The sequence below is a fragment of the Terasakiella sp. genome (assembly GCF_048267425.1).
GTDB lineage: Bacteria > Pseudomonadota > Alphaproteobacteria > Rhodospirillales > Terasakiellaceae > Terasakiella.
Genome location: NZ_JBLWXN010000001.1, coordinates 647,479 through 654,019 on the forward strand (window position 1 = coordinate 647,479; position 6,541 = coordinate 654,019).

The 6,541-nt window shown below is 47.8% G+C and carries 6 protein-coding genes and 1 pseudogene; 4 read left to right on the top strand and 3 right to left on the bottom strand.

Annotated features, from left to right (window positions below; translation table 11 throughout):
* Positions 1-87 precede the first annotated feature (87 nt).
* The 4 genes from dapF to ACN0VA_RS03150 are packed head-to-tail and all read left to right on the top strand — an operon-like array spanning position 88 to position 4,916.
* Positions 88-909 carry a diaminopimelate epimerase gene (gene dapF, locus ACN0VA_RS03135; RefSeq protein ID WP_417819731.1) on the top strand — a complete coding sequence of 274 codons (822 nt, stop codon included), beginning with the start codon at positions 88-90 and terminating at the stop codon, positions 907-909.
* Between the two features lie 4 nt (positions 910-913).
* Complete coding sequence (mtaB, locus tag ACN0VA_RS03140; RefSeq protein WP_417819732.1) at positions 914-2,167, top strand: tRNA (N(6)-L-threonylcarbamoyladenosine(37)-C(2))-methylthiotransferase MtaB; 1,254 nt, start codon at positions 914-916, stop codon at positions 2,165-2,167.
* Positions 2,160-3,089, top strand: a complete 930-nt coding sequence (gene ftsY, locus ACN0VA_RS03145) for a signal recognition particle-docking protein FtsY (RefSeq protein WP_417819733.1) — start codon at positions 2,160-2,162, stop codon at positions 3,087-3,089. The genes mtaB and ftsY overlap by 8 nt, the downstream gene beginning before the upstream one ends.
* A gap of 51 nt (positions 3,090-3,140) precedes the next feature.
* Positions 3,141-4,916, top strand: a complete 1,776-nt coding sequence (locus tag ACN0VA_RS03150) for a tetratricopeptide repeat protein (protein ID WP_417819734.1) — start codon at positions 3,141-3,143, stop codon at positions 4,914-4,916.
* A gap of 14 nt (positions 4,917-4,930) precedes the next feature.
* On the opposite strand, the gene ACN0VA_RS03155 is transcribed toward ACN0VA_RS03150, so the two are convergent.
* The 3 genes and pseudogenes from ACN0VA_RS03155 to ACN0VA_RS03165 form a co-directional block, all read right to left on the bottom strand.
* Entirely contained in the window at positions 4,931-5,383 is a 453-nt protein-coding gene (locus ACN0VA_RS03155; protein WP_417819735.1) for a GNAT family N-acetyltransferase, read from the bottom strand.
* A gap of 74 nt (positions 5,384-5,457) precedes the next feature.
* On the bottom strand, positions 5,458-6,339 hold the full coding sequence (locus ACN0VA_RS03160; RefSeq protein WP_417819736.1) for a 3-hydroxybutyryl-CoA dehydrogenase: 882 nt from the start codon (positions 6,337-6,339) through the stop codon (positions 5,458-5,460).
* Between the two features lie 54 nt (positions 6,340-6,393).
* Positions 6,394-6,541, bottom strand: a pseudogene (locus ACN0VA_RS03165) (electron transfer flavoprotein subunit alpha/FixB family protein); the annotation flags it as partial.

The following is a 6,541-nucleotide window of genomic DNA, read 5'->3' on the forward strand; positions in this document are numbered from 1 at the left end:
TAGCAAAAGAAACCGCGATTTGCTATGGACTCTCACGCGCAATAGAACATATATACTCACACTATGTCAGGATTACCCTTTATCAAGATGCATGGGCTCGGCAATGATTTTGTCGTGCTGGATGCACGTACAACCCCGATTGAGTTATCTGTAAGTCAGGTGCAGGCGATGGCCGACCGACGCACAGGGGCGGGGTGTGACCAGTTTATCGTGATGGAAACGGCGCAACATAAGGATGCCGACGTTTTCATGCGTATTCGTAATGCCGATGGCAACGAGGTCGAAGCCTGCGGTAATGCCACGCGATGTATTGCGCGTATTCTCATGGATGAAACGGGTAAATCCGATGTGGTCGTTGAAACGGTTGTCGGCTTGTTACATGCCAGTGCGGGTGAAAAGGGCAACGTGTGTGTCAATATGGGCCCGGCCCGTTTAAACTGGGATGAAATCCCCACAGCAGAAGAATGTGATACCCTGAACATGCCCGTGACCGTTGGCCCGTTGGAAGGTCCGGTTGGGGTCAACGTGGGCAATCCCCATGCGGTTTATTTTGTCGATGATTGTGAAGCGATTGACCTGATGGCAGCAGGCCCGCATGTGGAAACGCATCCTTTCTTCCCCGAACGTATCAATGTGGAAGTGGTCAGTAAACTGGATGGGAACCGTCTGCGGATGCGGGTGTGGGAACGCGGTGTCGGTATTACACAGGCTTGCGGGACCGGGGCATGTGCCACGCTGGTCGCCGCGGTCCGTCGTGGTATGATCCAAGGACGCAAAGCCGAGGTGATTTTGGACGGTGGTCCGTTGACGATTGAATGGCTTGAAAACGGTGAAATTTTAATGACGGGTCCCGCGAGCCGTGCGTTCAGCGGATCGTTTGATCCGGCTGTTTATCCGGGGCAGGCGTGATCTGATGAGCGAGGCAAAGGTCGTCACACTGGGATGTAGGCTCAATACATATGAGTCTGAAGTGATGCGTAAAAACGCACGCGACGCCGGCTTGGAAAATGCGATTATTATCAATACTTGCGCGGTGACAGGCGAAGCAGTGCGACAGGCGCGTCAAACCATCCGCAAGATGCGTAAATCCGACCCCAATGCCAAAATTATCGTGACAGGGTGCGCTGCCCAAATCGACCCGGAAGCCTTTGCAGAAATGGACGAAGTCGATCGTGTGATCGGCAATAAGGAAAAGCTGGAAGTCGAAAGCTTTTTACCCGAGCGCACCGAACTGATCGAAGTCACCGACATTATGCAGGTGCGCGAAACGGCCAATCATTTAATTGATGGGTTTGATGGTCATACCCGCGCCTTTATCGAGGTTCAGCAAGGCTGTGATCATCGTTGTACGTTCTGCATTATTCCTTTTGGGCGCGGGCCAAACCGTTCGGTTTCCATTGGGGAAATTGTCGACCGGGTGAAAAACCTGGTGGAACGGGGCTACAAAGAGGTGGTCTTGACGGGCGTGGATGTCACCTCTTATGGGCCTGATCTGCCGGGTAAGCCGACCTTTGGGCAGATGGTGCGCCGTGTGCTTAGCAATGTGCCTGAATTGCCGCGTTTGCGTCTGAGCTCCCTTGATCCGGCAGCGATTGATGCGGACCTGTTGGAGGTTATCGCACGCGAGCCACGTTTGATGCCGCATTTTCACCTCAGCCTGCAATCGGGTGAGGATATGATCCTTAAACGCATGAAACGCCGCCATACCATTGTGGATGCCATTTCCTTGTGTGATAAAATCCGCACGTTGCGCCCCGATGCGGTCTTTGGGGCCGATCTTATTGCGGGTTTTCCGACTGAAACGGACGAGATGTTTGCCACAACGCTGGAAACGCTGGATCGCTGCGGCATCACTTTTGCCCATGTCTTTCCCTTCAGCCCGCGTGAAGGGACGCCTGCGGCCCGTATGCCACAGGTGCCCGGTGCGATCCGCAAACAACGTGCGGCGAGAATTCGCGCTCTTGGTGAAGCGGCATTGGATGATTTTATGGCATCGCGTCTTAATAAAACTGTTTCGGTCTTGGTTGAAAAAAATAATGCCGGACATTGCGAACATTATTGCCCCGTGCAGTTGACAAGTGCCGCCGAAGCAGGCCAAATCGTCAGCGCAAAAATCACGGGAATTCAGGACGGAAGTCTTATCGGGGAAATCATATCACATGACTGAAAAAAAAGGCTGGTTATCCCGTCTTAAAGCGGGCTTGAGCAAATCTTCCAATAAATTGACAAGCGGGATTGGTGATATTTTCACCAAACGCAAGCTGGATGACGAGGCACTGGAAGAACTGGAAGACCTGCTGATTACCTCTGACATGGGTATTTCAACCGCTTCTAAAATCGTTCAAGGCATTGCGAAAAACCGTTTTGGCAAAGATATCTCTAGCGAAGAATTAAAGGCTGCTTTGGCAGATGAGATCGTCCCTATTCTCGAGCCCGTCACAAAGCCGCTGGATGTGCAAACCGGACGCAAGCCCCATGTGGTTTTGGTCTGTGGTGTGAACGGTTCGGGTAAAACCACCACCATTGGCAAGCTTGCTAAAATCTATAGCGAGCAAGGTCTGAAAGTCATGTTGGCGGCAGGCGATACCTTCCGTGCCGCAGCCGTTGAACAACTGAAAGTCTGGGGGGAACGCACCAACGTGCCCGTCATTGCCAAGGAAACGGGTGCAGATGCGGCCGCCCTTGCCTATGATGCGGTGGTACAGGCACAGGCCGATGGATGCGATGTTCTGTTAATCGATACAGCAGGACGCCTGCAAAACAAGGCACACTTGATGGATGAGTTGGAAAAGGTCGTGCGCGTTATCAAAAAGGTCGATGAAACCGCCCCGCATGATACGGTCTTGGTCTTGGACTCCACAGTCGGTCAAAACGCCCACTCCCAAGTAGAAACCTTTGATAAAATCGTCAATGTCACGGGCCTGATCGTGACCAAACTGGACGGCACCGCCAAAGGCGGTGTGACGGTGTCTTTGGCAGAACGTTTCGGCAAACCCGTCCATGCCATCGGTGTGGGCGAGGCTGCTGAAGACCTGCGTCCCTTTGAAGCCCGCGCGTTTGCCAATGCGCTTGTGGGACTGGACGATTAGCTTCTAATCTAAGTGATTGAAAAGAAATATGATTAAGAGGGGGAGAGAATTATGTTCAGGATAACAACTTTAGGGATATTATTTCTTATATTTTTACTTCCTAAAGATGGTTTCTCGTCGCAACAGAGTGTGATTGAGATGACTGAGCGTGATCAAGTGGAAACAACACATGATGCGCCAAAAGTGGTTTCGATATTGCGTACTGTTGTTTCAGGCATAGCTAACTCCGATGAAACATATAAGAGGCTTCTTCATCAATTTCGTAAACTTCATCAATCAAGACCAGAAAAAGAACTTGTGCATTCTTTACGGAAATTAGCTGATATATATGCCCAACAGGGAAAAGATGAAATTGCACTTTCTCTCTTTATTGAAACGGGCAAGCTGGCAGAAGTAGAAGGTTTTGACAGAAGAGCAGACCCATTTTTTGCAACTTTGCTGTACCGGATTTCCAACTTATTTTTAAAGGAAGGAAATAAAGAGAAAGCTCTTCATTTCTTGAAACACGCGCAGTTCACTGCAGAATTTGAATTAGGCCAATGGCATGAATTGACCTTGCGCTATTATGATGAATTGGGTTGGCTTAATTATGAGGCTGGACAATATAAGCAGGCTTATAAAAATGCTTCTATGTTCAGTTATATGTTGCGTTTACGAAAAGAGGAGTATCCGCTCTATGTATTTCGAACATATCATTTGATGGCCAATTCTTTACGAGAGAGTAAAGAATATTACGCTGCCGATCAAATGTATCAAATAGCATTTAACTTATTGGAAAACATCAATTCCAAGAATATTAAGGAATATGGCGCCTTATATGGTGATTTTGGTCGCTATTATTTACAGACTAAAGAATTTTCAAAAGCAAAAGAGATGTTACAAGCGGCACTTCCTTATGTTGCGTCTGTGCATGGGGCAGATGCTCCGCAGGTTATAAAGCTTCAAGAAGATATCGCACTTGTAGATACGAGAATTATTTTAGATACGCGTAAATATACAAACCCTGATGTTATTTTGTCTTATGCGGAAGAAGATTATAAAGTTTATCCAAAACGCGAAGAGATCCCCGAACGACATTTCAAGATGTTGTGGTGGTTGGCTTTTAATGGACGTGGTGCCTATCAAAGAACATTGCCGTTGTATCTGAAGACTTACTTTGATGGAACATACGACCCAAATGAAACGGAATTTAGTTTTTTAACAAGACTGGCAGATAGTTTTGCAGAACAGCAAAACTATTATGAGGCTGTGATGGTGCAGAATTTGGCAACTTCCAGATTGGAAAAAATGAATCCGATGGCGAAAGAACTGCCGAAAGCCTATGGAAAGAGGATTTCTTATTTACTCTTTGCGGGTGAAAACGTTATGGCAAACCAGTTAATATTAAATTTACAAGAGTATGCGGAAAATGTTCTAGAACCTCAAAGTGATTTTCTAACAAACTATTTACAAACGGTGGTCCAACATTACCGAAACATTCAGGATTTTGAAACGGCGAACAAAATTGCAGAAAATATTTTGCTTCATCTGGAAAAAAGACTTGGATCGTCTAATCAAGAAACCGTTCAGCAGGTCATGGATTTGGCTGTTGGGCGGTGGGAAGAAAAAGAGTATGGACAGGCAGATTTCCTAGTTTCCAGAGCGTGGAGATCAATTTCCAAGAATCATTCCGATGATGCCGATTTGAAAAAACGACTGGATCAGACGATTGCAAAAGTTTGCACGGAAGGAATTTATTTTGTTGCTGAATATTTTGAATGTGTTCCGTATCAGCAACTTGATGAAATTGCCGAACGCTCTTTTCAAGAAAATAGAATTTTTCAATAAGGGCATGGGGGCCTTCAAGGCCGGATCATATCGATATGGGGGATGTTGTCGTCCAGATAGGTTTCTGAGCATGTTTGGAAACCATGCTTCAGGTAAAATCCTTCAAGGTGCTGTTGGGCCTGTAAGAAGATTTTTTGTTTGGGCCATAGGATCTGGCATTGATTCAAAGCCGTTTTCATAAGTCTGTGCCCTAACCCGTCTTTGCGATAGTCTGCATGGGTAATAACCCGACCGATACTCGGATAATCATATTTGACACCGGGGGGCAATAAGCGGGCATAGGCGATGATTTTACCATCCTGATATCCGATGATATGTTGCACGCTGTTTTGTGTGTCGTACCCGTCAAGGTCAGGAAAAGGACAGTTTTGTTCGACGATGAAGACATTGACCCGCAACTGCATAATTTCATAAAGCTGTTCCGTATTTAAATCGCAAAAAGCGAGACAAAACCAGTTGATCGTCATGGGAACCTCCTTTCTAAAAAAAAGAAAACCCCGCGCGGATCTGAACCGGCGGGGTTTTGCTTGATCGGTTTGACTTAGCGGGTCGGGACCGGTTCGTCACCGCTGTAGTCATAGAAACCACGACCGGTCTTGCGACCGAGCCAGCCAGCTTCCACATATTTCACGAGAAGCGGGCACGGGCGATATTTGGTATCGGCCAAGCCTTCGTGAAGGACGTTCATGATCGCCAGACAGGTGTCCAGACCAATGAAATCCGCCAGTTGCAGCGGGCCCATCGGATGGTTTGCACCCAGACGCATGGCTGTATCGATGGAGTCGACAGAACCGACACCTTCATAAAGGGTGTAAACGGCTTCGTTGATCATCGGTAACAGGATACGGTTTACGATGAAGGCCGGGAAATCTTCTGCAGAGACAGAAGTCTTGTCCATTTTGGCCGTCATTGTCTTGATCGTGTTGTAGGTTTCTTCATCCGTGGCAATCCCGCGGATCAATTCCACCAGTTTCATCACAGGCACCGGGTTCATAAAGTGCATACCGATAAAACGTGCCGGACGGTCAGTAGAGGCAGCCAGACGTGTGATGGAAATAGAAGAGGTATTGGAAGCCAGCAAGCACTCCGGTCCGACAACTTCGCAGACCTGCTTGAAGATCATTTTTTTGATTTCTTCGTTTTCTGTTGCCGCTTCAATAACCAAATCAGCAGAAGCCAGAGCAGACATCGCGGTGGAGGTTTCGATCAAGGCCATAGCCGTGTCACGATCTTCGCCGGAAATCTTTTCTTTTCTTACCTGACGATCCAGGTTTTTCTTGATGGTGGCAACCGCATTTTCCAATGCATCCGCACTGACGTCGATCAGTTTCACCGTGAAGCCGGAAACGGCAGCGACATGCGCGATCCCGTTACCCATTTGTCCGGCGCCAATAACGCCGATCGTTTTGATTTCTACAGACATGGTCCCTCTTTTGCTGTCTGTTAAAGATAAGGCGGTTAGGCAAAGAGCCGGGGGTTAACCCAGCTCTTTTTCCAGTTCCGGTACGGCATCAAAGAGGTCCGCAACCAAACCGTAGTCAGCCACCTGAAAAATGGGGGCTTCTTCGTCTTTGTTAATCGCCACGATGACTTTGGAATCTTTCATCCCGGCCAAGTGCTGAATG

Excerpts from the sequence above, each read along its gene's own strand:
- dapF (WP_417819731.1), top strand. The coding sequence starts at position 88 with ATGCATGGGCTCGGCAATGATTTTGTCGTGCTGGATGCACGTACAACC.
- mtaB (WP_417819732.1), top strand. The coding sequence starts at position 914 with ATGAGCGAGGCAAAGGTCGTCACACTGGGATGTAGGCTCAATACATAT.
- ftsY (WP_417819733.1), top strand. The coding sequence starts at position 2,160 with ATGACTGAAAAAAAAGGCTGGTTATCCCGTCTTAAAGCGGGCTTGAGC.
- ACN0VA_RS03150 (WP_417819734.1), top strand. The coding sequence starts at position 3,141 with ATGTTCAGGATAACAACTTTAGGGATATTATTTCTTATATTTTTACTT.
- ACN0VA_RS03155 (WP_417819735.1), bottom strand. The coding sequence starts at position 5,383 with ATGACGATCAACTGGTTTTGTCTCGCTTTTTGCGATTTAAATACGGAA.
- ACN0VA_RS03160 (WP_417819736.1), bottom strand. The coding sequence starts at position 6,339 with ATGTCTGTAGAAATCAAAACGATCGGCGTTATTGGCGCCGGACAAATG.